The organism is Azospirillum terrae (assembly GCF_053470425.1).
This window is the reverse complement of record NZ_JBPXMR010000001.1, coordinates 686,876-711,304: the sequence shown is the minus strand read 5'-3', so window position 1 is coordinate 711,304 and position 24,429 is coordinate 686,876. Positions and strand designations below refer to the sequence as shown.

At 67.6% G+C, this 24,429-nt stretch carries 19 protein-coding genes; 14 read left to right on the top strand and 5 right to left on the bottom strand.

Features of this window, described 5'->3' with window-relative positions:
- Positions 1-30 precede the first annotated feature (30 nt).
- The 13 genes from ACSVDD_RS03300 (at position 31) to ACSVDD_RS03240 (ending at position 17,413) form a co-directional block, all read left to right on the top strand.
- Entirely contained in the window at positions 31-861 is an 831-nt protein-coding gene (locus ACSVDD_RS03300; RefSeq protein WP_448187861.1) for a WecB/TagA/CpsF family glycosyltransferase, read from the top strand.
- 46 nt (positions 862-907) lie between these two features.
- Positions 908-1,918, top strand: a complete 1,011-nt coding sequence (locus ACSVDD_RS03295; RefSeq protein WP_448187860.1) for an NAD-dependent epimerase/dehydratase family protein — start codon at positions 908-910, stop codon at positions 1,916-1,918.
- Positions 1,919-1,943: 25 nt separating this feature from the next.
- Positions 1,944-4,196, top strand: coding sequence for a GumC family protein (locus ACSVDD_RS03290; RefSeq protein ID WP_448187859.1), 2,253 nt, complete (start codon positions 1,944-1,946; stop codon positions 4,194-4,196).
- Between the two features lie 18 nt (positions 4,197-4,214).
- Positions 4,215-5,606, top strand: a complete 1,392-nt coding sequence (locus ACSVDD_RS03285) for an O-antigen ligase family protein (protein ID WP_448187858.1) — start codon at positions 4,215-4,217, stop codon at positions 5,604-5,606.
- 300 nt (positions 5,607-5,906) lie between these two features.
- Positions 5,907-6,113, top strand: a complete 207-nt coding sequence (locus ACSVDD_RS03280) for a hypothetical protein (protein WP_448187857.1) — start codon at positions 5,907-5,909, stop codon at positions 6,111-6,113.
- Positions 6,114-6,384: 271 nt separating this feature from the next.
- Positions 6,385-6,759, top strand: coding sequence for a hypothetical protein (locus ACSVDD_RS03275; protein ID WP_448187856.1), 375 nt, complete (start codon positions 6,385-6,387; stop codon positions 6,757-6,759).
- A gap of 6 nt (positions 6,760-6,765) precedes the next feature.
- Positions 6,766-8,349, top strand: a complete 1,584-nt coding sequence (locus ACSVDD_RS03270) for a GMC oxidoreductase (protein WP_448187855.1) — start codon at positions 6,766-6,768, stop codon at positions 8,347-8,349.
- A 448-nt stretch (positions 8,350-8,797) separates the two neighbouring features.
- On the top strand, positions 8,798-10,666 hold the full coding sequence (locus ACSVDD_RS03265) for a hypothetical protein (protein WP_448187854.1): 1,869 nt from the start codon (positions 8,798-8,800) through the stop codon (positions 10,664-10,666).
- A 290-nt stretch (positions 10,667-10,956) separates the two neighbouring features.
- Positions 10,957-12,381, top strand: coding sequence for a mannose-1-phosphate guanylyltransferase/mannose-6-phosphate isomerase (locus ACSVDD_RS03260; protein WP_448187853.1), 1,425 nt, complete (start codon positions 10,957-10,959; stop codon positions 12,379-12,381).
- Between the two features lie 30 nt (positions 12,382-12,411).
- Positions 12,412-13,719: a lipopolysaccharide biosynthesis protein gene (locus ACSVDD_RS03255; RefSeq protein WP_448187852.1), complete on the top strand. Its 1,308-nt coding sequence runs from the start codon at positions 12,412-12,414 to the stop codon at positions 13,717-13,719.
- The gene (locus ACSVDD_RS03250) at positions 13,716-14,909 is read left to right on the top strand and encodes a glycosyltransferase family 4 protein (RefSeq protein WP_448187851.1); all 1,194 of its coding nucleotides are present in this window, start codon (positions 13,716-13,718) and stop codon (positions 14,907-14,909) included. Before ACSVDD_RS03255 ends, ACSVDD_RS03250 begins: the two co-directional genes overlap by 4 nt.
- Before the next feature lie 41 nt (positions 14,910-14,950).
- Complete coding sequence (locus ACSVDD_RS03245) at positions 14,951-16,087, top strand: glycosyltransferase family 4 protein (protein WP_448187850.1); 1,137 nt, start codon at positions 14,951-14,953, stop codon at positions 16,085-16,087.
- Positions 16,088-16,327: 240 nt separating this feature from the next.
- Positions 16,328-17,413 (top strand): polysaccharide deacetylase family protein, encoded by a 1,086-nt coding sequence (locus ACSVDD_RS03240; RefSeq protein ID WP_448187849.1) that lies wholly within the window; start codon positions 16,328-16,330, stop codon positions 17,411-17,413.
- 7 nt (positions 17,414-17,420) lie between these two features.
- Here ACSVDD_RS03240 and ACSVDD_RS03235 read toward each other — a convergent pair whose 3' ends face one another.
- Positions 17,421-17,687 (bottom strand): acyl carrier protein, encoded by a 267-nt coding sequence (locus tag ACSVDD_RS03235; protein ID WP_448187848.1) that lies wholly within the window; start codon positions 17,685-17,687, stop codon positions 17,421-17,423.
- Between the two features lie 216 nt (positions 17,688-17,903).
- Between ACSVDD_RS03235 and ACSVDD_RS03230 the strand changes: the two genes are divergently transcribed.
- A complete protein-coding gene (locus ACSVDD_RS03230) occupies positions 17,904-19,076 on the top strand; it encodes a carboxylate--amine ligase (protein WP_448187847.1) in 1,173 nt (390 codons plus the stop codon).
- Here ACSVDD_RS03230 and ACSVDD_RS03225 read toward each other — a convergent pair.
- The 4 genes from ACSVDD_RS03225 to ACSVDD_RS03210 all read right to left on the bottom strand — a co-directional run bounded on the left by ACSVDD_RS03225 (position 19,046) and on the right by ACSVDD_RS03210 (position 23,969).
- A complete protein-coding gene (locus tag ACSVDD_RS03225; protein ID WP_448187846.1) occupies positions 19,046-19,927 on the bottom strand; it encodes a GNAT family N-acetyltransferase in 882 nt (293 codons plus the stop codon). The genes ACSVDD_RS03230 and ACSVDD_RS03225 overlap by 31 nt on opposite strands.
- Before the next feature lie 6 nt (positions 19,928-19,933).
- Entirely contained in the window at positions 19,934-21,541 is a 1,608-nt protein-coding gene (locus ACSVDD_RS03220; protein ID WP_448187845.1) for an amino acid adenylation domain-containing protein, read from the bottom strand.
- 30 nt (positions 21,542-21,571) lie between these two features.
- On the bottom strand, positions 21,572-22,510 hold the full coding sequence (locus tag ACSVDD_RS03215; protein WP_448187844.1) for a response regulator transcription factor: 939 nt from the start codon (positions 22,508-22,510) through the stop codon (positions 21,572-21,574).
- Positions 22,511-22,841: 331 nt separating this feature from the next.
- Entirely contained in the window at positions 22,842-23,969 is a 1,128-nt protein-coding gene (locus tag ACSVDD_RS03210; RefSeq protein ID WP_448187843.1) for a helix-turn-helix transcriptional regulator, read from the bottom strand.
- Positions 23,970-24,429: the final 460 nt, after the last annotated feature.

The following is a 24,429-nucleotide window of genomic DNA, read 5'->3' as shown; positions in this document are numbered from 1 at the left end:
ACACAAACCTGTTCAAGCAAGGGAGCCGGCATGGGGCTGAATTTGACCCAGAATTTCAGCGTGCGCCAAGCGCTGGACCAAGTGCCGGACGCGGCGCAGCAACCTCCGCGGGCGGGAATCAACGTCCTCGGCGTGCGGGTCGATGCCCTGAACCTGCGCACCGCCACCGAGGCCATCGCCGAAGCGGTGCAGACCCGGCGGCGCGGTTACGTCACCGTCACCGGCGTGCACGGCGTCATGGAATCGCAGCGCGATCCCCGCTGCCGTGCGATCCACAACGCCGCCGCTCTGGTCACGCCGGACGGCATGCCGCTCGCGTGGCTGCTGAAGCTCGCCGGGCACCGTGACGCGGACCGCGTCTACGGCCCCGACCTAATGCTGTCGGTCTTCGCGCACGGTGAGAGCCGCGGCTTCCGGCACTTTCTGTACGGCGCTTCGGAGGACACGCTGGCCCGGCTGCGCGCCAGCCTGCTGAAGCGCTTTCCCGACGCTCGGATCGTCGGCAGCCACGCGCCGCCCTTTCGCAACCTCACCGACGCCGAGACCGTGTCCGCCGCAGCGGCCATCAACGCCAGCGGCGCCGACATCGTCTGGGTTGGGCTGAGCACGCCCAAACAGGAATTCTGGATGGCGCGCAACCGTGATCTTCTCGACGCGCCGATGTTGATCGGTGTCGGCGCCGCCTTCGACTTTCACGCCGGGCTCAAGCCGCAGGCCCCCGCGGTCCTTCAGCGCGCGGGTATGGAATGGCTGTTCCGTCTGGTGTGCGAGCCGCGCCGGTTGTGGCGGCGCTACCTCACGAACAACCCACGTTTCGTCGTCGCGATCGCCTCGCAGATCCTCGGCCTGAGGAAGTACTGAGCGGCGATCCGGCCAACGCACAAAAGCCCTAACAAGGAGCAGGCGGATGATGGACAAGGACAATCTGGTCGTGGTGACCGGCGCCGGCGGTTTCATCGGCGGGCATCTGGTCGCGGACCTTCTCCATCACGGGTTCAGACGGGTGCGCGCCGTCGACGTGAAGCCGGTGGAGCAGTGGTACCAAGCCTTCCCCGAGGCGCAGAACCTGCGCCGCGACCTGTCGCAGCGCGAGGCCTGCTTCGAAGCCTGCGCCGGTGCGGCCTACGTCTTCAACCTTGCCGCCGACATGGGCGGGATGGGCTTCATCGAGACCCACAAGGCCGAGTGCATGCTGTCGGTGCTCATCAACACGCACATGCTGATGGCGGCGCGCGAGGCCGGCGTGGACCGGTACTTCTTCAGCTCGTCCGCCTGCGTCTACGCCGCCGAGAAGCAGACCGACGCCGCCGTGGTGCCGTTGCGCGAGGAGGACGCCTATCCGGCCATGCCGGAGGATGGCTACGGCTGGGAGAAGCTGTTCAGCGAACGCATGTGCCGCCACTTCCGCGAGGATTACGGGCTGGCGACGCGGATCGCGCGCTACCACAACGTCTACGGCCCGCACGGCACCTACGACGGCGGCCGCGAGAAGGCGCCGGCCGCGATCTGCCGCAAGGTGATCCAGGCGAAGGAGTCCGGCGACCACAGCATCGAGATCTGGGGCGACGGCGAGCAGAGCCGCAGCTTCATGTACATCGCCGACTGCGTGTTCGGCACCGGGCTGATCATGCGCAGCGATGTGGTCGAGCCGCTGAACCTCGGCAGCGACGAGCTGGTGACCATCAACCAGTTGGTCGACATCGTCGAGGACATCGCCGGCATCCGCCTCAAGCGCAACTACAAGCTCGACGCGCCCAAGGGCGTGCGCGGCCGCAACAGCGACAACACGCTGATCCTGGAGCGCACCGGCTGGGCGCCCTGCATCCGCCTGCGGGACGGTATGGAGCGGACCTACCGCTGGATACACGACGAAATGACCGGCGCCGCCGGCAAGCCCTTGCTCGCGCGGGCCATCTGATCGCATTCACGGGCGAGGAAGCACCATGACCGGACGAAGCCTAACCACCACCACGATCAACACCGACACCGGCGGCGAGCGTGCCGCCCTGCGCCCGTTGACCGTGGCGGATCTGTTCGCGCCGGTTCTGCGGCACAAGATGCTGCTGCTGGGAACGCTGGGGCTGTTCCTGGCGGCGGCGGTGACGTTCCTGGCCATGGTGGAGCCCCGCTACACCGCCTCGACCGTCGTGCTCATCAAGCCGACCACGCCCGAAAGCGTGGTCGGCGAGGCCCGCGAGCGCCTGACGCGGCTGCCGGTGGAGCAGGACGAGGTGCGTAGCCAGATGGAGGTGATCCGCTCCGCTGCCCTTCTGGTGCCGGTGACGGAACGCCTCAACCTCGCGGCTTATCCCGATTTCAACCCGACCCTGCAACCGTCGCTGCTGTCGGGCCTGAAGGCGAACGTGCGGGATTTCCTGACGGACCGCCTGTTCCCGCGGCTCGGCAGCCTCGGCGAGTGGCTCGGCGAAATCCTTCCCAAGCGGAACGCGCAAGCGGTCAACCCGACGGATGTCCTCCATGAAAAGTTGCAGGTTTCCAGCCTGAACCGCTCCTACGCCATCGAGATCGCGCTGGAGACGCGGGACGCGGACCTCGGCGCGCGCACGGTGAACGCGCTTGCCGAGACATATCAGGCCTTCACCTTGCAGAGCAAATCGTCGATGACCGAGGCCGCCAGCGTCGAACTGGCGGGCGGCATCGAGAAGCTGCAACAGAAGATCGGCGCGGCCGAGAAGAAGATGGAGCAGATCCGCGAGCAGGCCGGCATGATGCAGGGCCGCACCTCGTCCCTCATGTCCGAGCGGGTGTCGGACGTCAACGCCGAGCTGTTCCGCGTGCGCTCCCAGGCGGAAACCCTGGAGACCAAGCAGCGGGTCATCTCCCAGGCGCTGCGCGGCGGCGGCGACCTCTCCTCGGCCATCGACGTGAGCGCCTCGCCGGTGATCGGCGGCCTGCGGGCGCGCGAGGCGGAGGCCCGCGCCCGCTTGGCCCAGGTCTCCACCAACCGCGGGGAGAAGAACCCCCAGGTCGTCGCCGTGCAGTTCGAACTGGCCGAGGTGCAGCGCTTCATCCGCGGCGAGCTGCGCAAGATCGAGACCTCGCTGGCGAGCGAACTGTCCGTCGCCCGCCAGCGCGAACAGGCCCTGCGCCAGGAGTTCGAGACCCTCACCAAGGACGTGTCGGCGACCGGTCAGGCGGATCTGGTCATCAAGTCGCTGGAGCGCGAGGTGACCTCCGACCGCACCGTGCTGGAGACGTACATGAGCCGTCTCAACGGGTTGCGCTTGCAGGACACGCTGGAAAAGCCCGACGTGCAGATCATCTCCAAGGCCGATGCGCCGCAGGAGCCGTCCTACCCGAAGGTGCCGATGGTGCTTGGGCTGGCGACAGTGTCGTCGCTGGTCGTCGGGTTCGCCCTCGCCACCATCATCGAACACCGCGACACCAGCTTCCGCACGCTGGAGCAGGTCGAGGACGTGACGGGCATCCCCGTCGCCGCCGCCCTGCCTTTCGTCCGCCAGCGCCGCGGCCCCTCGCCGGAACAGGGCGTCGTCAGCAATCCCACCGGCCTGTACGCGGAATCGGTCAAGCAACTCCTGGTCTCCACCTGCCGCAACCGGGTGGGCGGACCGGGCGCCATGAAGCTGCTGGTGACCTCGTCGCTGGCGGGGGAGGGCAAGACCACGTCCGCCGTGGCGCTGGGCCGCGTCGCCAGCCTGTGCGGCTTCCGCACGCTGATCATCGACGGCGACCTGCGCCGCCACTCCATCGGCCGGCTGCTCAAGCTGAAGAGCGAGCCCGGCCTGATGGAGATCCTGAACGGCGAAGCCGCCTTCGACGAGGCCGTGCAGGCCGACCCGGTGTCGGGCGCCCACGTGCTGCCGGCCGGCCACTTCAAGCCGAGCAAGCAGAGCGCCCTGAACGTCCCGGCGGTGCAGGCCCTGTTCGCCGGGCTGGAGCCGCATTACGACCTGATCGTCATCGACACCTCGCCGATCCTGGCGGTCTCCGATCCGCAATACTTCCTCGACGTGGCGGACACCCGGCTGTTCGTCGTGCAGTGGGGCAGCACCTCGCAGGCCGTGGTGAAGACGGCGCTCAAGCAACTGGAAAACTCCGGCGAGAGCATCGACGCCATCATCCTGTCGAAGGTGGACATGAACCAGCAGGCCGCCTACGGCGTCGCGCAGTACGGGAACTACAAGTCGAAGCTGCGCCACTATTATTCGAGCTGACCGGAGGGCGTCGCCGTCATGCCGACCGTCGATCCCCTGATCGCCACCGCCATCGTCCTGCTGCTGGCCGGGCTTTGGATAGTCTGGTGGACGCGGCTGCGCGGCGTGTCGGGCCCGCCGCTGGCGACATCGGGGCGTGTGGTGAGCTGGGCGGTGGTGATCGTCTACTTCACCTGGAAGACCTTCTTCTATGAGCCGCGCGAGGACGTGCTCGAACTCGTGAACAGCGGCATGTCGGACAGCAATCGGATCGAGGTGGCCATCACCGCCGTATCGGGGCTCTGGGCGGCGTGGCTGGTGTTCTCCCAGCGGATGCCGTTCATGCGGCTCGTCCAGGGTGCGGGGTTCTGGATCGTCGCGCTGGTCGCGCTTTACAGTCTCAGCACCCTGTGGTCGGTGTGGCGCGACCTGACGCTCTACAAGTCGCTCGAACTTGGCATCTACTGGGTCATCACCGCCCATCTCTTCGCCACCGGGGCTTGGCGCGACACGCTGGAGCGGCTGGCGCTGTGGGCCGTCATCGGCGGTCTGCTGCCCCCCATCGTCCAGGGAACGGGACCGGAGACCGGCGTCGTCGCGCGCGGGGCGGTGGTGGGCGCCTTCTACAGCAACGGCAGCGCCTTGATGGCCGGCGCGCTGCTGCTGATCGCCCTGCACCGCCTGCTCACCCGCCGCGACCTGACGGCCAAGGCGCTGACGGTCTTCGCGCTGGTGTCGCTGCTGCTGTTCCATTCCTTCACGACGTATCTGTCGGTCGTCCTTGCGCTGCCGGCGCTGTTCGTGCTCGTGCTGATGCCGCGGGCGACGCCGATGGCGACTGCCGTCATGATCTGCGGGATTGTCGGGGCCGGCGTGTCGATTGCCTATCTGGCGGCGCACGCCGAGCCGCATCTGGTGGCGGCGATCGGTGGTGCCGCGGGCAAGGACGCCGACCAGATCGGCTCGATGACCGGCCGGCTGCCGCTCTGGGAGGCATTGTGGGAGGTGTCCAAGGACAAGCCGTTCGGGACCGGATTCCTGGCGATGGAGCGGATGATTCCCGAGATCATCAGCCAGCGGGCCGTCGGCTGGTCGGCGGCGCACAGCCACAACGGCTTCCTCTCCGCGTGGCTCGCCGCCGGGTTCCTGGGGATCGGCGTGCTGGTGTTCTTCACCGTGGCGCTGTTCTTCCAGATCGTCGGGCAGGACGCGGACGCCCGCGCGCTGGCGATCCCGTTCGTCCTGTTCGTCCTGGTGAACAACATGAGCTTTCCGGCCTTCGGCGGCCGGCTCAACGGGGCTTGGCTGATGATCATGGGGGTGGCGTTCGCGACAAGCGCTGTGCGTGTCCGGCCGGTGCAGAGGGCGGAACCTCGCGCTCCGGCCGTCCGGTGGGGCGGCCGACCGGCGCTGCCGCATCGTGGAGGTTGAAGGCGACGAGGGGGTGTGGATTGGGTTGAGCCGTAGGCAAAGCCCAAATCGATGGTCTTATAAAGAGTATTGAATGAGGAGTGTTGGGCTTCGCAAAAGTTCAGCTGAATCTACAGTGCTGCCTAATGTTTGAGAGTTGAGTTTGCTTGTGCGATGCGTGCGTAGGTGTTTGTTATTCCGAATACCACATAATATAAGTATTCATAAGTGTTGGTCGTAGTCCGTTTTATTTCATGACACGGGTGGCGTGTTCATTCAATAATCTGTGGAGCGATGTCCAGCTTGAGCAATGATGGGGGGTTGCTCGACATGGTCGTATCGACACTGATCTCGACACTGTTCGTCATTCTGCTGAGTTGGGCCGTCATGGCGCCGTTGGTCATCGCAGCGGCTTGGCGTTTGCTGCGGGCGACCGGCCGCAATCCCCTGCTTTCCTTGCTGCTGCTGGTTCCTTACGCCGGCTTCCTGGCAGTCCTGGTGATCCTGCGGCAGCCGGACATTGACTGACGAACGTGAGTGCTTCCTTTTCCCTCCAGCACGGATGGCGGGGTCATGTCCTTTCAAATCTTTCAGATGCTCATGCTGGCCGCACTCGCACTGGCGGTCCTGCTGCCGATGCCGGCCTGCTGGCGCTTGTGCCGGAGAGCCCGTCTGCCGGGGTGGGCATCGCTTCTGATCCTGATCCCCGTCGTGAATGTGGCTGCGGTCTATTGGTTCGCCTTTGCTGCAGGCGAGAGGATGAGTCCTTCACGTCGTTCGATACCCGGAGACTTTGCCGATGCCGTCGATTCAGCGCCGACACATCCTCGAGCTCGCCGCCACGCTGCCGGTGCTGGGGGCCGTTACCGGACCATCGCCGGCGCTCGCCGCTGAGTTGCCCGCCGGGCCGGCCGTCTGCGCCGTCTTCGGCAGCGCCGCCGAGATGCGCCGCATCGGCAGCCGCTGGCTCGACCTCCACCCCGAAGAGATCGACCCGTCCCGGCAATGGCTGGACGCGTTGAACGCCGCCGGGCGGGTCTGCAACGACCAGGTCCGGCATCTGGTCGCCGGGAGCGTCCAGGTGGATCTCGACAGGGCGGAGATGGTGGTGCTCGACGGCTGGGTGGTTCCGCGTGCGCTCGCGCGCACCTGCTCCGCACTTTCGCTGGGATAGGCCGCCATGTTCATTGATCTCCGCGGCCTCGACAACGGGCCTACGCTCGACGCCGACATCTGCATCATCGGCGGCGGCCCGGCCGGTATCGTCATGGCCCTGGAGTTCGCGGGGGCGTCGAAGTCGGTCATCGTGATCGAGTCCGGCGGCCTGGATCTCGACGCCGAGACCCAGGACCTCACGGCTGGTCCGAACGTCGGGCTGCCTTATTACCCCCTGGAAACGGTGCGGCTGCGCCTGCTCGGGGGCAACACCAACCATTGGCAGAACTGGTGCGGTGAACTGGATCCCATCGACTTCCGCGTGCGCGACTGGGTGCCCGACAGCGGCTGGCCGATCGGCGCCGAGGAGCTTGCCCCCTACATCACGCGCGCCCGCCCGATGTGCGGTCTGGTGCCGGACCTGCCCGACGAGGAGATCTGGCGCCAGCTCAAGATCGAGCCGTTGAAGTTTGACCCGGCGCACCTGACCACCAGCTTTGTCCAGTTCGCCGGCCCCACGAATTTCGGCCACAAGTACGAGCAATCGCTGCGCAACGCCCAGAACATCCGCGTGCTGCTGTTCGCCAACGCCACCAATATCCAGACCGACGAAGCGGCTTCCAACGTCGAGCACGTCGCGGTCAGCAGTCTTACCGGGCGCAAGGCTACGGTGAAGGCGCGGACCTTCGTGCTGGCCTGCGGCGGCATCGAGAACGCCCGCCTCCTGTTGAGTTCCGATACCGTGGAACCGAACGGGCTGGGCAACCGGCACGATCTGGTTGGGCGCTATTTCATGGAGCACATCGAGGCGCCGGTCGGCACGGTGCTCACCGAGAACCCCTACCAACTCCTCGCCATGCTCGGCTCCACCTGGGTTGGCGAACACGGCTACGTGCCGTTCCTCCAACTGTCCGAGGAGGTGCAGGTCCGCAAGGGGCTGCTCAACAGTTGCCTGATGCTGGGGCTCGAAGAATCGTCGCGCAGCGCCGTCGCGACGCTCAAGAGCTTTGCCCGGTCGGCGCGCAAGGGCCAGATGCCGGACGACCTCGGCCGTGGCCTGCTGACCATCATCCGCGACGTGGATATGGTGGCCTACAACACCTACCGTCGGCGCCTGCTCGGTCTGCAGGTCCTGCCCAAGCTGGAGGACCTGAAGCGCATCTACCTTCTCAGCCAGACGGAGCAGGCGCCAAATCCTGACAGCCGCGTGGTGCTCGCCGACGAGCGCGATGCGCTTGGCATGCGCCGCACCGCCCTGGACTGGCGCCTGACCGAACTCGACCGGCGCACTCTGATCGAGCATGCCAAGGTCGTGGGAACGGAGATCGCCCGCGTCGGCGTCGGTCTGTTCCGGCTCGAGGACTGGCTGGAGCAGGCGCCCGGCACCTGGAGCAAGGAGCTCGCCGGCCACTACCACCACATGGGCACGACGCGGATGGCGGTGGACGAGCGCAAAGGCGTGGTGGACACCGACTGCAAGGTTCACAACGTGAACAATCTGTACGTGGCCGGGTCGTCGGTGTTCCCGACCGGCGGCTACATCAACCCCACCCTCACCCTGCTGGCCCTGAGCCTCCGCCTGGCGGACCGATTGAAGGCGAGCATTTAGGTGCCTTGCCCTTGCCAGTGATTTACAATAGGATGAAATTCCTCGTTGGCTAGGCGCGTCCGCATGATGCCGAGCGGACGAGACGTTTGGCAAAAATGCGTCTCATAGCGTCTCACTCCGTCTCATCTGATATTGCCGGACGGATGCAACACTCCCTGGAATCGCGTTTCATAGCGTTTCATAGCGTTGCATCCGCCACCGTTGGGCTCGGCCAAGTCTTTGATTTGCAACAATACCTGTGAGCGGTCGCCGACGCGTGGATGCAACGCTGACGGTCGCGAATGCAACACGGCGTTTCACGGCGAACGGGAAAGCCCTCCAATTCTCGCGTTCGGGAATTTTTCCCGGTTGCCGACCCTGTGCCCCGCTGAACGCTAAGCGTTCAGCGCCTTATCTGCGTGGCGTGATCCTTGCTATGGTCCGGCGGGTTCCTTTCGCGAGCACAGCCATGGCCTGGACCGGGGCGCCGTCCGTCAACACCGATGCCGCCGCGGGAGCGGGGTGGCGGTCCATCCTGCACGGGCCGGGCGCGCTGGCGCTGGGCCTGCTGATCGTCGCCGCGTCCCAGGTGGCCCTGGTGCGGCTGGGTATCAGCCCGCTGGCGGCGGACGGCACCTGGACCCAGCTCTACGACGCCGACAGCTACGCCCGTGTGTTGCGGGTCGAGCAACTGCACGCCACCGGCGGCTGGTTCGACCCACTGCTGAACCGGCTGAACGCGCCCTTCGGGCAGTCCTTGCACTGGACGCACCCGGTGGACCTGCTGCTGCTGGCCGGGGCCGGGATCGGCAGCTTTGTCCTGCCCTACCACGACGCCCTGCTGTGGACGGCGGTGCTGGTGAGCCCGCTGCTCAACCTGCTGTGCGTGCCGATGCTGTCCGCCGCCACTCGGCCGTTCCTTGGCGACCGCTGGTTCGTCGGCGCGGTCCTGCTGCTGAGCGTGCAGGCCAGCGTCGGTGCCGGATTCTCCGCTGGCATGGCCGACCACCACGGGCTTCTGGTGCTGCTGCTGCTGGCGACCCTGGCGGCGCTGCTGCGTCACGCGGCCGAGCCGGAGCGGCGCGCCCCGCCGATGCTGGCGGCGCTGGCCGTCGCCCTGGCGCTGTGGACCTCCGTCGAGGGCGTGCTGTTCGCCGCCACCGCCGGTGCGGCGCTCGGCCTTGGGTGGGTGCTGAACGGCCCGCAACGCCCTCGGGCGCTGGTGCGCTACGCCGCGGTGCTGGCGGCGCTGTTGCCGGTGGCGCTTCTGGTGGAGCGCGGGCCGTGGGGTGTTTGGGACCTGGAGATCGACCGGATTTCCGCCTTCCACACGGCGCTCGCCGGGGCGGCGCTGGGTGCGGTGCTGCTGGTGGACCTGGCCGCCGCGCGCGGCCTGCTGGCGACGCCCGCCCGGCGGGTCGGCGCGCTGGTTGCGTCGGCCATAGCGGTGGCCCTGTTCGCGTTCGCGGCCTTTCCGGGCATGCTCGTGCACCCGTACGACACGGTGGACCCGCTGGTGAAGCGGCTGCTGACCGGGGCGGTCCAGGCCGACTTGCCGCTGAGCGTCGCCACCTGGGGCGAGCGGCTGGCCTTCGTGCTGGACTGGGGGCCGTTCTTTCCGGCGGCCATCTACACCGGCATCGTCCTGTGGCGGCGCTCGGGCGGCGAGGCGGGGCGCCGGCACGCGACGCTGGCGCTGTTTCTGGCGGTGTACCTCGCCTCCAGCCTGCTCGCCGTCCGCGAGGTGGCGATGCTGGAGGTGGTCTGCACCATCCCCTGGATCGAGGGGCTGGCCGCGCTGGCGCTCTGGTGCCGGGGCGCGCGCGGTTGGGCGCGGCGGGCGGCGGGGGCGGCGGCCTTCGCGGCCTCGGCGGTCGGGTACTGGGTGGTGGCCGCGGTCATCCTCCTGGCCTTCGTCGGCGGGTCCGTCGGGCTGGGCGCCCCGCGCCCGTGCAACTACGCCGACGTGGCGCCGTTCCTGCGCGGTGTGGACGCCACCGTGATGACCAGCATCTTCGACGGGCCGGAGATCGCCTACCGCACCGGCGCGTTGGTGGTGGCCGGCCCGTACCACCGCGCCGCGGACGCCATTCTGGACACGGCGCGGTTCTTCATCGGCAGCGACGCCGAGGCGCGGGACGTCGTTCGGCGCCGCAAGGTGACCCACGTCCTGCTCTGCCGCGCCTCCGGCGCCGGCATCGAGAGCCTGATCGGCAAGCAGCCGCGCGGCATCCTCGCGTGGATGTGGATCGGCCGGACGCCGGTGTGGCTCCGCCCGGCGCCGCTGCCGGCGCCGCTGTCCCGGCAGTATATGATGTACCGCGTCCTGGCCGACTGAGGCTTGCTCGTACCAACAATGGCGGTGGGCGGCGGCTGGAAGGCCGCCGCAATGGGTACGGCTGTGTCTGCTGCATCGCAACGCATCCATCCTATTGCGAATTTACGGACAATGCTCAACCAAGCACATTGCTTGAGTAGTCTTGCGGTCTGCTGACGGCCGTGCTTCGCAATTAATGGTTTTGCCGTTTTCATTATGGATGCTTCACCAGAACATTGTTCCCGAGCCCGTCGCCACGTCGGCGCCTCCACTCGCACCATGTCCGAAGCTGAGACTGGAAGGGGAATCCCATGGTCCATCGCGGCAGAATCGTCCCTGTGCTGTTGTCGGGCGGCGCCGGTTCGCGCCTCTGGCCCCTCTCGCGGGACCTGTATCCGAAACAGTTCCTGCCGCTGACCTCCGAGCGGAGCATGGTGCAGGAAACGGCGCTGCGGGTCACCGATCCCGGCCGCTTCACCGCCCCGATGGTCGTCTGCAACCAGGAGCACCGCTTCCTCCTGGAGGAGCAGCTTCGCGACGCCGGCGTTCCCGCCAGTGAGATCATTCTCGAACCGGCCGGGCGCAACACCGCCCCGGCGATCGCGCTGGCGGCGCTGCGGGCCTTGGAGATGGCGCCGAACGCGCTGCTGCTGGTGCTGCCGACCGACCACGTGGTGCGCGGGCAGAACGCGTTCCTCGACGCCGTGGGCATCGCCGCGCAAGCGGCGGAGCGCGGGCTGCTCACCACCTTCGGCATGCCGCCGACGCGGCCGGAGACCGGCTTCGGCTACATCCTGACCGGCGAGCCGATCACCAGCGAGGTGTCGACCATCGCCGCCTTCGTGGAGAAGCCCGACCGGCCGACCGCCGAGCGCATGGCCGCCGATGGCCGGTACCTGTGGAACAGCGGCATGTTCCTGCTGCCGGCCAGAACCTATGTGGAGGAGCTGGAGCGGCTCCAGCCCGACATCCTATCGGCCGTGCGCGCCGCGCTGGCCGGCGGCAAGGCCGCCGATGGCGTGGTGACCGTCGATGCCGAGGCGTTCGCCCAGGCGCCGGCCCTGTCCATCGACGTGGCGGTGATGGAGCGCACGCAACGCGCCGCCGTCGTCCCCGCCCATTTCGAGTGGTCGGACCTCGGCTCCTGGTCGGCGCTGTGGAGCCATCTGGAAAAGGACGGCGACGGCAACGTCTGCCAGGGCGACGTGTTGATGCAGGACAGCCACGGCTGCGTCGTGCACAGCGAGGGGAAGCTGACCACGGTGCTCGGGCTGGACGACGTGGTGGTGGTGGTGACCGACGACGCGGTGCTGATCGCCGCCAAGGACCGAGCGCAGGAGGTCAAGGAGCTGCGCAACCGGCTGGTGCAGGCCCGCCGCGCCGAGGCAACCAGCCACACCTGCGTGTACCGCCCATGGGGCCATTACCGGACGCTGCAAATGGGCGAGCGCTTCCAGGTCAAGTGCATCACCGTACGGCCGGGCGGGCTGCTCTCGCTGCAGAAGCACTACCACCGCGCGGAGCATTGGGTGGTGGTGAACGGTACCGCCCTGGTGACCCGCGATTCCGAGGAGCTGCTGCTGCGCGAGAACGAGTCCCTCTACATCCAATTGGGCGCGGTGCACCGGCTGGCGAACCCCGGCAAGGTGCCGCTCAACCTGATCGAGGTGCAGTCGGGGGCCTATCTGGGCGAGGACGACATCGTGCGCTTCGAAGACACCTACGGGCGGTCGTGACGGCGAGGCCGGGCAAGGATGGGCAACCCGATGACGACCGGCTCACAGGCCGTGCGCCTCGTCCCGCGGCTTAAGAACGCGCAGCGGGTGCTGGCGCCCGCCGCCTGGGGGGTCGCCGACCAGACCCTGTCGGCGGCGGCCAACTTCATCATCAACCTCGCGCTGATCCGCTGGCTTGAGCCGCAGGAGTACGGCGCCTTCGCGGTGACCATGTCGTGGCTGCTGCTGCTGGGCGGCCTGCACAACTCGTTGCTGCTGGAACCGATGCTGGTCTTCGGCTCGGCCAAGTACCGCGATGCCGGGGCCGGGTACCTCGGGGCGATCACGCAGGGGCATTGGGCGGTATCGGCCGTGCTGGGGGGCGTTCTCGTCCTGGCGGGGGCGGGCGCGTTCCTGTTCGGGCCGCAGACGCTGTCGCACGCCTTCCTGGGGGGCGGGATCGCGGCGCCGGGCATCCTGTTGCTGGCACTGGCGCGGCGCGTCCACTACCTCAAGAGCGCCCCGCGGCCGGCTGCGATCGGCGGCGCGCTGTATCTTGCGGCGGCGCTCGGCGGGGTGTTCTCGCTGGACCGGATCGGTCACCTCTCGCCGTTCTCCGCCTATCTGCTGATGGGCGCCGTCGGCCTGGTGGTCGGGGTGGGGCTGCTGCGCCGGCAGGGGGTGGCGCTGCGAGGCCGGCCGGAGCAGCTGCCGGTCGGCGGCATCGCCCGCGACCATTGGGACTACGGGCGCTGGGTCATCGCCTCGACCATCGCGTCGTGGATACCCGGCAATCTGTACTTCTTCGTGCTGCCCGCCATGCACGGGCTGGAGGCCACCGGAATCCTGGCCGCGCTGATGCTGTTTCTGCGGCCAGTGATGACCGTGGCCCAGCCGCTGGCCATGCTGATGGTGCCGCGCCTCGTCCGCCTCGGCAGCACGCCGGATGCCACGCGCGAGATGATCGCGGCGGTGGCCGCCTTCTCGGCCGGTTCGCTGGCTTACTGGGCCGCCCTGGCGCTGTGGCACGAGCCGCTGACGGCGCTGGTGCTGGGGCCGGAGTACCGGGCGCAATCGCACCTGCTGGTCACGCTCGGCGGTTTCGCACCGCTGCTGGCGGTGGCGGTCGTGCTCGCCAGCGGACTGCGGGCCGGAATGCGGCCGGACCTGGAATTCAAGGCGCACCTGTTCTCGGCGGTGGTCGCCATCGTGGTCGGCCTGCCGCTCGTCCTCATCATGGGGCTGAACGGCGCCGCCATCGGGCTGCCGGTGTCCATGGCGGCGCTGGCGGTGGCCATGGGCTTTTTGTTCTTCACGCGCGTCTCCCACACATCCCTGACGAAGAGGTGCGGTCCATGACGACTCGGAACGCCAACACGACGGCTTACCTGTTCCCTTCCTCGCCGATCTTCGGGGCGTACCGCGTTCCGCTGTTCGACGAGCTGCACAACCGCCTTGGCGACGATTTCCTCCTCATCGCGGAGCGCCAGCAGCGCGACCCCAATTCGCAGATCGCCGTCCATGCCGGGCATTTCCCCCGGTTGCTGCTGAACAGCCGGCGCATCGACATCTCGCGGCGCCACGACGACGCGCTGGAGACGCCGTTCGGCGTGACGCTGACGCCGGGGTTGCTGCCGGCGCTGCTGCGGGTAAATCCCAAGGCGGTGATCAGCAACAACTTCAGCACCTGGACGATGACGGCGCTGATGGCCGGCTACCCGACCATCCTGTTCTGGGAAGGGACGGCCCACACCGAGCGGACGGTGACCGCGTGGCGCCTCGCCCTGCGGCGCTGGATTGCGCAGCGCGCCACCGCCTTCGTCACCAACGGCACGCTGTCGCGGCGTTACCTGGTGGAGAACCTCGGTGTCGATCCGGAACTGGTCGTCGAGGGCGGCATGGGGCCGGAGCTGCCGCCGCCGCACCTCGCCCGCAACACCGCTCGCGAACGTCCGGCTGGGGCGCCGCTGCGTTTCCTGCTGGTCGGGCGACTGGTCAAGCTGAAGGGCGTGGCGACGCTGGTGCGGGCGGCGGCGGCGTTGCGCCGCCGAGTCGGCGATGCGCTGCCGTTTGAAATCCACATCCTCGGCGACGGGCCGGAGCGTGGCGCGCTGGAGCAGTTGACGCAGGAACTGGGCATCGCGTCGCACGTCACCTTCCTTGGCGCCGTGCTGGCGAGCGAGGTGTGGCGCAGCTATGCGGAGGCCGACGTGTTCGTCCTGCCGACCTTCCAGGACAACTGGCCACTCGTCGCGCCGGAAGCCATGTTCATGGCCATGCCGATCCTGCTGTCGCGGGATTCCGGCTCGACGGTCGATCTGGTGCTGGAGGGACAGAACGGCTTCGCCTTCAACCCAGCCGACCACGAGCAGTTGGCGTCCTTGATGGAGGTCTACCTCCGCGACCCGGAGGCGGTGCGGCAGCACGGGGCGAAAAGCCGGGAGATGGCTGGGCGCTATACCCCGCAACGCGTCGCCGATGCCTATCTGGCGGCGCTCCAGTGCGTTCCGGGCGTGCGCGACCGGCAGCACTACGCGAACGTGACCTGAGGCCAAGAGACGAACGGCCAAGTGACGAACGGGAGGCGAGCATGAGGGTACTTCTTCTCATCAACGGCGTGGCGGCGCCGCTTCCCGAACGGCCTCCGGAGAACCCGGAGCGTCCGACGCTGGACTATCACGCGCTGGCTCGTGGATTGATGCGGGGGCTGGGGGCCGATGTAGACCTGCTGGACCATAGGGCCGCCCTGGAATCGCGTGATCCGCGCGTGCAGCTCGCGCGCGCTGCGGCCGGTCCCGATGCGGCGACCGCGTGTCTGGGTTTCCTGCGCCGGGACCGTTACGACGCCATCTTCACCATCGGCGAGAGCGTCGGCATTCCCCTGGCGCTGCTGCTGAAGGCCACGGGCCGCCGGCCGCGCCACGTGACGCTTGGCCATCGGATGACGGCGCCGAAGAAGGACTTCTTCTACAAGGTGCTGCGGGTGCACGGCGCCATGGACCGCGTCCTCGTCTACTCGGCCTTCCAGCGCGACTATGCCCGGCGGGAATGGGGGGCCACCGAAGAGAAGGTCCGCATGATCCCCTATTGCGTGGACGCGGACTTCTTCCGGCCGAATCCGGACGCCGAGGTGCGGGACGGGCAGATCTGCTCCATAGGGTCGGAGTGGCGGGATCAGGACACGCTGATCCAGGCCATGAAGGCGCTGCCCGACCTGACCTTGAAGCTGACCGCCTTCTCACCCTGGACGAAGGACGCCCGCGCCATCAATCCCGACACGCTGCCGGAGAACGTTCAGGCGCAGCGCTACACCTACCTCGAACTGCGGGCGCTGTACGAGACCTCCATGTTCTCGGTGGTGCCGGTGCAGGACGCCGACTTCGCAGCGGGCATCACGGCGATCATCGAGGCCATGGCGATGGGCAAGGCGGTGGTCACCACCGCGACCCGCGGATGCCACCCGGACATCATCCGGGACGGTGAGAACGGTCTGCTCGTCCCGCTGCACGACGTGGAGGCGATGACCAAGGCTATCCGCCGCCTCGCCGACGATGCCGAGCTGCGCGCCCGGATGGGGGAGAATGCCCGGCGCTGGGTGGAGGAGAACGCCACGCTGGCCCATTGGGTCGGCCACATCAGAAACGCCATCGAGGCGTCGTTGCGCGCGGTTCCCTCGGTGGCCAGCTACCGAACCGCTCGCCGGGCGCCGCCGCAGCATTGGCTCTGAAGCCGGCTAGACACAAAGGTGTAGCGCCGGTGTACCCCTCCGTCGAGAGGATGAGATGATGCCGGATCTTTCGATGATTTCGTCTCTGATCGGTCCGCCCTATTGCGAATTTACGGCTGCGGCGCTTTGGGGAATATCTCTCGGAGATAGCGGGATTCCAAGGGGGCGCAAACACTCCCGGCCCGCTTGAAAACAGGATGGAACGACCATTTCAGCGTGCTGTGCCAGGGGGGAGCCATTGTGTCTCCAATCATCGTCTTGCGCGGCCTCGACGCCCTATATTACTCCCAGCTGTACCGGCTGGCCGACCGGATGATCTCCGGCGTCGGGGCAATCTTCTGCTTCCACCGCGTGACCGAGCAGGGCCATCGCTCGGGCTTCGCGCCGAACGCCGAGTTGGAGTTGCGGACCGGCTTTCTGGAAGAGCTGCTGAAGATGGCCCGCGCCGAGCGCTGGGACATCGTCACCCTGGACGAGGTGCGCCGCCGGCTGGTGGAGCACCGCTTCGACCGCAAGTTCGTCTGCTTCACCATTGATGATGTCTACCAGGACACCCGGCACTTGGCGTTGCCGCTGTTCCAACGCTACGACGCGCCGTTCACCGCGTTCGTCACCACCGGCATTCCCGATCGCTCGTTCCCGATCTGGTGGTTCAGCCTGGAGCAGATCCTGCGCGTGCGCGAGGCGTTGTTGGTTCCCGGTGCCCAGGGGGCACGCTGCCTGGACCTGACGACGCCCGAGGCCAAGCAGGAGGCTTTCGACGACCTCGTCGGCATCATGCGGCAGTGCAGCTCTCCGACGGCAGCGTTCGCCGACCTGTGCCGGCTGAACGACCTGACGGCGGCGGAACTGGCCGACGACATCGGCATCACCTGGGAAGACCTGAAGGCGATGAGCGTCAGCGGGCTGGTGGAGATTGGCGCGCACACGATGAACCATCCCTGCATGGCCGACCTCCCCGCCGACGAGGCGGAGCGCGAGATGGTGCACTCGCGCCGGATCATCGAGGAGCGGCTCGGCTGCCCGGTCCGGCATTTCGCGTTCCCCTACGGCCACGCTCCGGCGTGCGGCCCGCGGGACTTTGGTATGGCGAAGGCGGTCGGCTACGCCACAGCCGTGACGACGCGCAAGCGCGTGCTGGTGCCGGCCGACGCTGAGCGGCTACACGCGTTGCCGCGGCTCGTCCTCAACGGTCACTTTCAGAAAAGGCGCTATGCCAAGGTGTACATGAGCGGCGTTCTCGGCCCTATCGAGTCCGCCATGCTGTGGTTCTCGCAGAACGTCGCCAAATCGAGCCCGTCGAAGAAACGGCAACAGACCGTTTGAGATGGGGTCAGCCCGCCGCCCGCTTGCTCTCGATCAGTTGGGCCATGCGGTCGATGGTGTCGAAGTTCTCGGGAACCAGATCGTCGCCATCGATGACGATACCGAAGTGCGTTTCCATGTAAGAGACGATCATCACGAAGCCGGTGGAGTCGATCAGCCCGGACTCGAACAGCGGCTGCGACGTGCCGATGGACGGCCCGAGCAGCAGTTCTTCGGCAAGGTAGCGCTTGATGTCCTGCGCCACGGTACCGTTCGACGACAGCTGAGACTGCACGGCGGCCACTCCCTTGATATCGCACGGGAATGGTAGCAGCGCGCGGGATGCCGTCCACCCGCACTTACGGCGATGCCCCACCGCCAAGCCTCCCCAATTCGGCGGATTCCACCGCCGTCTGCTAAGTCATCTTGCTGGTGCGGTGGGTCATCTTTGCCAGCGTGGCTGTTGCATCGCTGGGGCGTAATGGCGCCCTCTCTCGGAAGGGGTGTGTGCATGTCTGTCGGAGACGAAGCGCTGGCGTGCGTCATGGGCGGTATGAATCTGGTGCGGTCGTTGGGGCTGGCCGGCGTGCGTTGCGCCGTGGTGGCCCCGCCGGGCAGCCCGACTCTGCACTCTCGCTTCACCTGCGCCGCCATTGACGGGCCGGAGGTGGCGCAAGGCGATGAGGCGCTGGTGGACGCGCTGCTCCGCTTCGCCGCCGCGCAGCCGGCGCCACCCGTCCTCTACTACGAAGAGGACGACCAGCTCCTGCTCATCTCCCGCCACCGCGACCAGCTCGCCCCAGCGTTCCGCTTCGTGATCGCCGAACCCGAGTTGGTCGAGACCCTGGTGGACAAGGCCCGCTTCCAGGCGCTTGCCGACCGCCTCGGGCTGCCGGTGCCCAGGACGCGGCGGCTGTACCCGACGCCGGGCTCAGCGCCGCCGGACCTCGACCTGCGCTTCCCGCTGATCGTCAAACCATTGACCCGGGGTGAAACCTGGTTCCGGATTGAGCCGGCCGGCAAGGCCGTTCAGGTCGATGCTTCGGAGGATCTGCGGGCACTGTGGCCACGCCTCGTCGCGGCCGGGATCGAACTGCTGGCGCAAGAGCTGATCCCCGGCCCGGAGACCCGCATCGAAAGCTACCACGTTTATGTCGATGCCACCGGCGCCATCGCCGGAGAGTTCACGGGGCGCAAGATCCGCACCTACCCGCAGGCGTTCGGGCACAGCACGGCGCTGACCATCACCAACGCCCCCGACGTGGCGGCGCTGGGCCGCGATCTGGTGCGGCGGCTGGACTTGCGCGGTGTCGCCAAGTTCGATTTCAAACGGGCGCCGGATGGGGCGCTGTACCTGCTGGAGGTCAACCCGCGCTTCAACCTCTGGCACCATCTGGGCGCAATCGCCGGGGTCAACCTGCCGGCGCTGGTCTACGCCGACATGACCGGGCGCCCCCGACCAGCGACCGGGCCCGCCCGCGCCGGGGCAAACTGGTGCCGCCCGGCCGGCGACCTGTCCGCCGCTCGGGCCGGCGGCGTGCCGCTGGGGTCATGGCTGCTGTGGACGTTGCGTTGCGAGGCGAAGCAGGCCATCGCCTGGGACGACCCGATGCCGCTGGTGCACGCCGCGTGGCGCAAGCTGATGCCATGGCGCTATATCGGCAAGAGCACCAGTTCCGTGTAGAGGTTGTCAATCTGCTCACGCGTCAGCCGGGTGGAGCGCACCATGCTGATGCTCTTGAGGAAGAAGGACCGCGGTGGGGCATCGCCGAACAGCCGGCGGTCGCCCGACACGGCCAGCGTGCGCTGGCGGACGGTCAGCGTCCAGGCGATGGCGTCGATATGGCGGGCCAGGAAGTCCGGGGCGCTGGCGAACAGGATCTCCGACAGCGGCACGCGGCGCACCGTGCGCCGCTTCACCACCAACAGGCAGCGCCCGCCGTCCCGCTGCGCCAGCAGGGCGAGGCAGCCGTAAGGAACATGGTCGTCAAGAATCCGGCGCATCGGCTGATCCAGTTCGAGGCGGATGCGGTCGGGGTCGCAGGTGATCGCCGGCCGGCCATGGGCCAGCGTCCCCGCGTTGAGCAGGGGAGGGATGATCAGCTTGCCGGGGTCGAGCAGGGTGAAGCCCGCCTTCTCCAGTAGCCGCAGCACCGACGGTCGCGGCGACAGGTCGGTCACCGTGCAGTCCGTGCGCCGGGCCGCGGCCATGATCAGGAACGGCGCCATGCCCCGGTGCTCGACGTCCACGCACATACTGGTGAGATTGCAGAAGCGCTGGGGCCGTCCGTCGATGTCGCGCTCCGCATAGACCGCGCCCAGGAAGCCGACGATGCGCCCGCCCTGGTCCAGCACCCAGCCGCACTCCTGCGTGCCGCCGCTCCACGAACACTCGAACAGGCGCCGCCACAGATCGCGGTTGATCCCGGTGCCGAAGTGCCGCTCGATGAGCGGGAGGATCGCCTCGGCGTCCTCCGGCCCGGCTGGCCGGACGCGTGCGGGCATCGGGCGCCGGGGGGTGGAATCGTCGCGCATGGCGCCTCAGTCCCCCGCCTTGGCGGCAGCGGCGAACACCATGTCGCACAGATGGCGTCGGTCGATCTTGCCGTTGGCGTTCTTCGGCAGCGGATCGAGCACCGCCCAGCGCGTGGGCAGCATGTAGGCGGGCAAGCGGCCCGCCAGACGGGCGCGCAGCTCCAGCGGTGGCAGCTCTGCGCCGTCCTTGGGGGCGTAAGCGCAGCAGATCGTCGCCCCCTCGAACCCGCCCTGGTCCACCGCCACGACAGCGTGCTCCTTCAATTCCTCGATGGTGCCGAGGGCGGCTTCTATTTCGCCCAGTTCGATGCGGTAGCCGCGGCTCTTGACCTGCGTGTCGGTGCGCCCGACGAAATGCACCAACCCGCCGTCGCCCAGGCGCGCCAGATCGCCGGTGCGGTACATCAGGCTGCCGTCGGCGCGCCCGAATTCCGGTACGAAGGCCGCCGCGGTCTTCTCCGGGTCTTCCCAGTACCCTTCGGCGAGTCCGGCCCCGGCGATGTACAGATGGCCGATCTCGCCACGCGGTGCGAGGGCACCAACATCGTCCAGCACATACAGCCGCTCGCCCGCGCATGGCACGCCGATGGGGATCGGCGCTGCCGGGTCCTCGGGGCAGGCGGTAACGGTGTGGTAGGACGAGGCGATGGTCGCCTCGGTCGGGCCATAGAGGTTGGTGAAGCGGACGTGCGGCAGGCGTCTCATCCAATGGATCAGCGCCGGGGTCGGCAGCACCTCGCCGCACCACAGAACGCGCTTGAGGTCCGGGAAATCGCCCGGCTGTACGGCGTCCAGCCGGGCCATGTAGTTCAGCACCGACGGCACCGAGAACCATTGGGTGAGCGCGCGGTCGCGGATGAACGACGCCAGCTTCAGAGGCATGACGACCAGTTCCGCCGGCACCGGGTGCAGTTCCGCTCCCACTGTGAAGGCGCCGTAGATGTCGAAGGTGGACAGGTCGAAGTGCAGGGGCGCGTGGCCGGACACGCGGTCCTCGGCTGCCATCCCGAAATGGTCCACTGCCCAGTCGACGAAGGCGGCGACGCTGGCGTGGCGGATCACCACGCCCTTCGGCTGCCCGGTCGAGCCGGAGGTGAACAGGATGTGGGCGCGAGGTTCCGGGGCGCCGATGAGGGGCGGCGGTGAGTCCGGCTGCGCCGCGACGTCTTCCGATCCAAAGGCGAAGGACAGCCCCTCTGCATTCGGCGGGTTGGCGCCCAGCCAGCCGAGCGTCGCCGCCTGCGCCGCCGGGCTGGCGGCAACGATCTCGGTCAGCTTCGGCGCGGCGGTAGCGGAGGTCAGGATGACGCGCGGGCGGCAGGCATCGACGATGCGCGCCGCCCGCGCTGCGGGGTTTTGCACGTCCACCGGCACATACAGGCAGCGGGCGCCCAGGCAGCCGAGCATGGCGACGATGGCGTCCGCCGATTTGGGAAGCAGGATGGCGACGCGGTCGCCATCCCGGCACCCCGCCTCGCGCAGTGCGCGGGCGAGGCGGTTGGCCGCGGCCTGCATCTCGCCGTAGGTGAGGCGATGGCCGGGCGACGCGATGGCAGTCCTGTGGGGATGGCGGCGCGCGGTCTGCGCGACGCGTTCATGCAGAAACACGGTCATCGGCGGATGGCCTCCTGCGGGTCGTGCCGGTCAGGTGGAATGCCTGTGGTGGGTGAGGTAGACGGCCTGCGTGCGGTTCGTCGCGCCGAGCTTCTTCAGGATGTTCCGCACATGCACCTTGACGGTGCTCTCACACATCCCGAGTTCGTGTGCGATGATCTTGTTGGCTTTCCCCTCGCGCAGGCAGTTGAGCACCGCGACCTGACGCGGCGTCAGCTCGCTGGGGCCCTCGCCCGCCTCGTCGTCGCCATCGCCGCCGGGGGCGGGCGACGGTCTGGAAGGCTGCGGCTTGCCCTGCATCAGCGCGTCCAGCGACGTGGCCGGGACGAAGGTGCCGCCGGCCGCCACCAGCCGGATGGCCTCCAGCGCCACCGACAGGCCGAGAGTGGTCGCGATGTAGCCGCGCACGCCGAGCCGGAAGGCCTCCAGGATGGCGTTGATGTCCTCATGGTCGGTGAGGACGATCAGCGGCACGCCGTCCAGCATGGCCATCAACTCCCTGATGAGCGCCAGCGCTTGCGGATCGCCGGGCGTCATTCCAGTGATGTTGTACAGGACAACCTGGGGCGCTGCCGGACCGCGCAGCATGGCCTCGGCCTCCTCGGCGGACGGCACCGGCACTACGTGCAGGCCGCGGTCGCAACTGTTGAGGCTCATGGTCAGGCATTCGCGCGTCAATGGGGTTCCGTCCAGCAGCAGCGCCGTGATCCGGTGGCCCGGCTGTCTCCGGAAACCGTCGTTCGCCTGATCGTCGATCGACGGTTTTGCGGGCGTCTCAGGGTACGCCTTGTGCAACCGTACGGTATTGTTGTCCAAATGCATGCTCTCCTCGTTCAGCGCCAACCGCTCGCTGTTCGCGCCCAAAGAATGCAGCATTTCTTCCCGGGCCCGAACCTTGTGCGTGACGTCGACGCCGTCCTTGCAAGGCCTCTCACCGCGGCGGTTCGAAGAAAGCCATGCTTCCTCCACCAGAGCGGTGCGAGTTCTCTAGTTTTTTTCGGTCGTCTATCGTTTTTGGTTAGTCATCACTGCGGAGATCATCGTCTCCGGCGGGCCGCGCTTATGACATCGCACGCCCTTCTGCGAGTCAATCTGGAATCTGGAATTACCACATAATTGAGAGGTGAGCCTTAGGTACAGGTTCGCATGATGTGCAGTTAAAATGCTATATCAAATCCGATGGGGCCCTTGTTCGTTGGTGGCTGGCCTTAACATGGAAAATCTCTGGCAGGTGTAATGCTGGAAAATTGATATATGTGCGGAATAGTTTCTGTCTCAGAATGGCGCCACTTCTGGGTGGTTAGGGCAATAACGGCCGATGTTCGCGGGGGCACTGTGCTGCATCGGCCCGATGGTGCGTGTTGTGGCGGAATTGCGCGGGGCGAGCCGCGTCGTGGTCTGCTCTCACTTGGCCGATGCCCCCGACGACGAGCTTCACCAGCCCCGCCTGCCGGTGCACGCCGGTCTTCCCGAAGATCTGCTTCAGGTAGCTGCGCACAGTGTGGATGCTGACGCGCAGGGTCGCCGCGATATCGCCCAGGCTGCGCCCCTCGACGATTTGAGTCACCAACTGCGCCTCCAGGCGCGTCAGGCCGTAGAGGCGGCACAGCCAATCCTGGTACGGCGCGAACAGGCGGCCGGTGTCCGACAGGAACAGCGCGGTGCTGGGCTGTGGGTGCTGGACGTCGCCGTTCGGCCGCGCCAGCGGTGTGGCGAGCACCGATATGCGGCTGTCTTGCCCGCCCTCCAGCCGCGCAAAGGCCGCCGCAGCATCGGCGGTGTGGCCGTTGGAGCGCCGGACGGATTGCGACAGTGTCTGGAGCAAGTGATGCTGCGCTGGCCGGCCGGGGGCGCCCTCTGCGTCGTGGTGCGCGGCCTCGCTGTGGGTGAGTGCCATGTCGCGGGCTGTGCGGTTGCTCGCCAGCACTTCGCCCCCGGCGCCGATCATCACGACACCGACCGTCAGCCGGTCCAGCACCTGCATGGAACCCTTCCACAGCGCCGACAACTCGGTCGCGGTGCCGGCGAGGTCGAGGATCGACCCGGCCAGTCCACCCATGCTGTCGAGCGCTCGGGCGTCCGCCTCGGTGAACGCCGGTTCACCGCCTCCACGCAGCGCCACGATGCGCAGGATGCCGCCGGCGACAGGAAATGTGCCGCTCAGCCCTTGTGCAAAGCCGAGGCGGCCGATGGTCCGGTCATCCGGCGCCATGCCCAGGCGTCTCGCCTCGGTCGCCGGGATCCCGTCGCGGCAGAGGACGGCCCGGCCCTCATCCCGGCCGCCGGCCGCCTCGCCGGTGAACAGGATGACGCAGGCCTGGGCCTGCAACACCGACCGGACATGGTGGCAGAAGCTCCGCTTGGCGGTGGCGAGACGGCGCGGGAGCGTGGAGGTGCGGCCGGCGGTGCGGCTGTCATTGTGCTGCATGCGATGCTCCTGCGCAGGCAAAGGAATGGTGTGTGCCGTGCGTTGATCGCGCCTGAAAAATTGCCGCTACCCCACGGTTTCCTTCCGGTTCGTGAGTGGAGGCTCGCCGGCCGATCCGGTCAATTTCTCAAAAAGGGGGAAGCGTCGCGGCACAGTCCGGGGGCCGCCATGGCCAGTCGGCAGGGCTTACGCACTTGGGAGAAGGAACACTCCCTCCAATGGCTTAGGGGTTGGCCCTTCCCTACGCCGATAAGTATTCGGTTCGTGAAATCCTGTGGTGCTTGGCGGTGTTCCGTATAAGCCGGCGGGGCAGGGTGCCGGGTACAAGAAAGTGGAAAAGGATGAAACCTCCCGATTGTGGGCGGCGGAAGGAACTTTTTGCGAATTCAGGCCGCTGCACTCGATACTCAAATGGGGACTGACGCCTTGGGTTTGTCTCGCTACCGTCTTTGTCATGACG

Coding starts and splice junctions, on each gene's coding strand:
- ACSVDD_RS03250 (WP_448187851.1), top strand. CDS start 13,716: ATGACGACTCGGAACGCCAACACGACGGCTTACCTGTTCCCTTCCTCG.
- ACSVDD_RS03290 (WP_448187859.1), top strand. CDS start 1,944: ATGACCGGACGAAGCCTAACCACCACCACGATCAACACCGACACCGGC.
- ACSVDD_RS03230 (WP_448187847.1), top strand. CDS start 17,904: ATGTCTGTCGGAGACGAAGCGCTGGCGTGCGTCATGGGCGGTATGAAT.
- ACSVDD_RS03245 (WP_448187850.1), top strand. CDS start 14,951: ATGAGGGTACTTCTTCTCATCAACGGCGTGGCGGCGCCGCTTCCCGAA.
- ACSVDD_RS03295 (WP_448187860.1), top strand. CDS start 908: ATGATGGACAAGGACAATCTGGTCGTGGTGACCGGCGCCGGCGGTTTC.
- ACSVDD_RS03270 (WP_448187855.1), top strand. CDS start 6,766: ATGTTCATTGATCTCCGCGGCCTCGACAACGGGCCTACGCTCGACGCC.
- ACSVDD_RS03260 (WP_448187853.1), top strand. CDS start 10,957: ATGGTCCATCGCGGCAGAATCGTCCCTGTGCTGTTGTCGGGCGGCGCC.
- ACSVDD_RS03300 (WP_448187861.1), top strand. CDS start 31: ATGGGGCTGAATTTGACCCAGAATTTCAGCGTGCGCCAAGCGCTGGAC.
- ACSVDD_RS03225 (WP_448187846.1), bottom strand. CDS start 19,927: ATGCGCGACGATTCCACCCCCCGGCGCCCGATGCCCGCACGCGTCCGG.
- ACSVDD_RS03220 (WP_448187845.1), bottom strand. CDS start 21,541: ATGACCGTGTTTCTGCATGAACGCGTCGCGCAGACCGCGCGCCGCCAT.
- ACSVDD_RS03255 (WP_448187852.1), top strand. CDS start 12,412: ATGACGACCGGCTCACAGGCCGTGCGCCTCGTCCCGCGGCTTAAGAAC.
- ACSVDD_RS03210 (WP_448187843.1), bottom strand. CDS start 23,969: ATGCAGCACAATGACAGCCGCACCGCCGGCCGCACCTCCACGCTCCCG.
- ACSVDD_RS03265 (WP_448187854.1), top strand. CDS start 8,798: ATGGCCTGGACCGGGGCGCCGTCCGTCAACACCGATGCCGCCGCGGGA.
- ACSVDD_RS03285 (WP_448187858.1), top strand. CDS start 4,215: ATGCCGACCGTCGATCCCCTGATCGCCACCGCCATCGTCCTGCTGCTG.
- ACSVDD_RS03275 (WP_448187856.1), top strand. CDS start 6,385: ATGCCGTCGATTCAGCGCCGACACATCCTCGAGCTCGCCGCCACGCTG.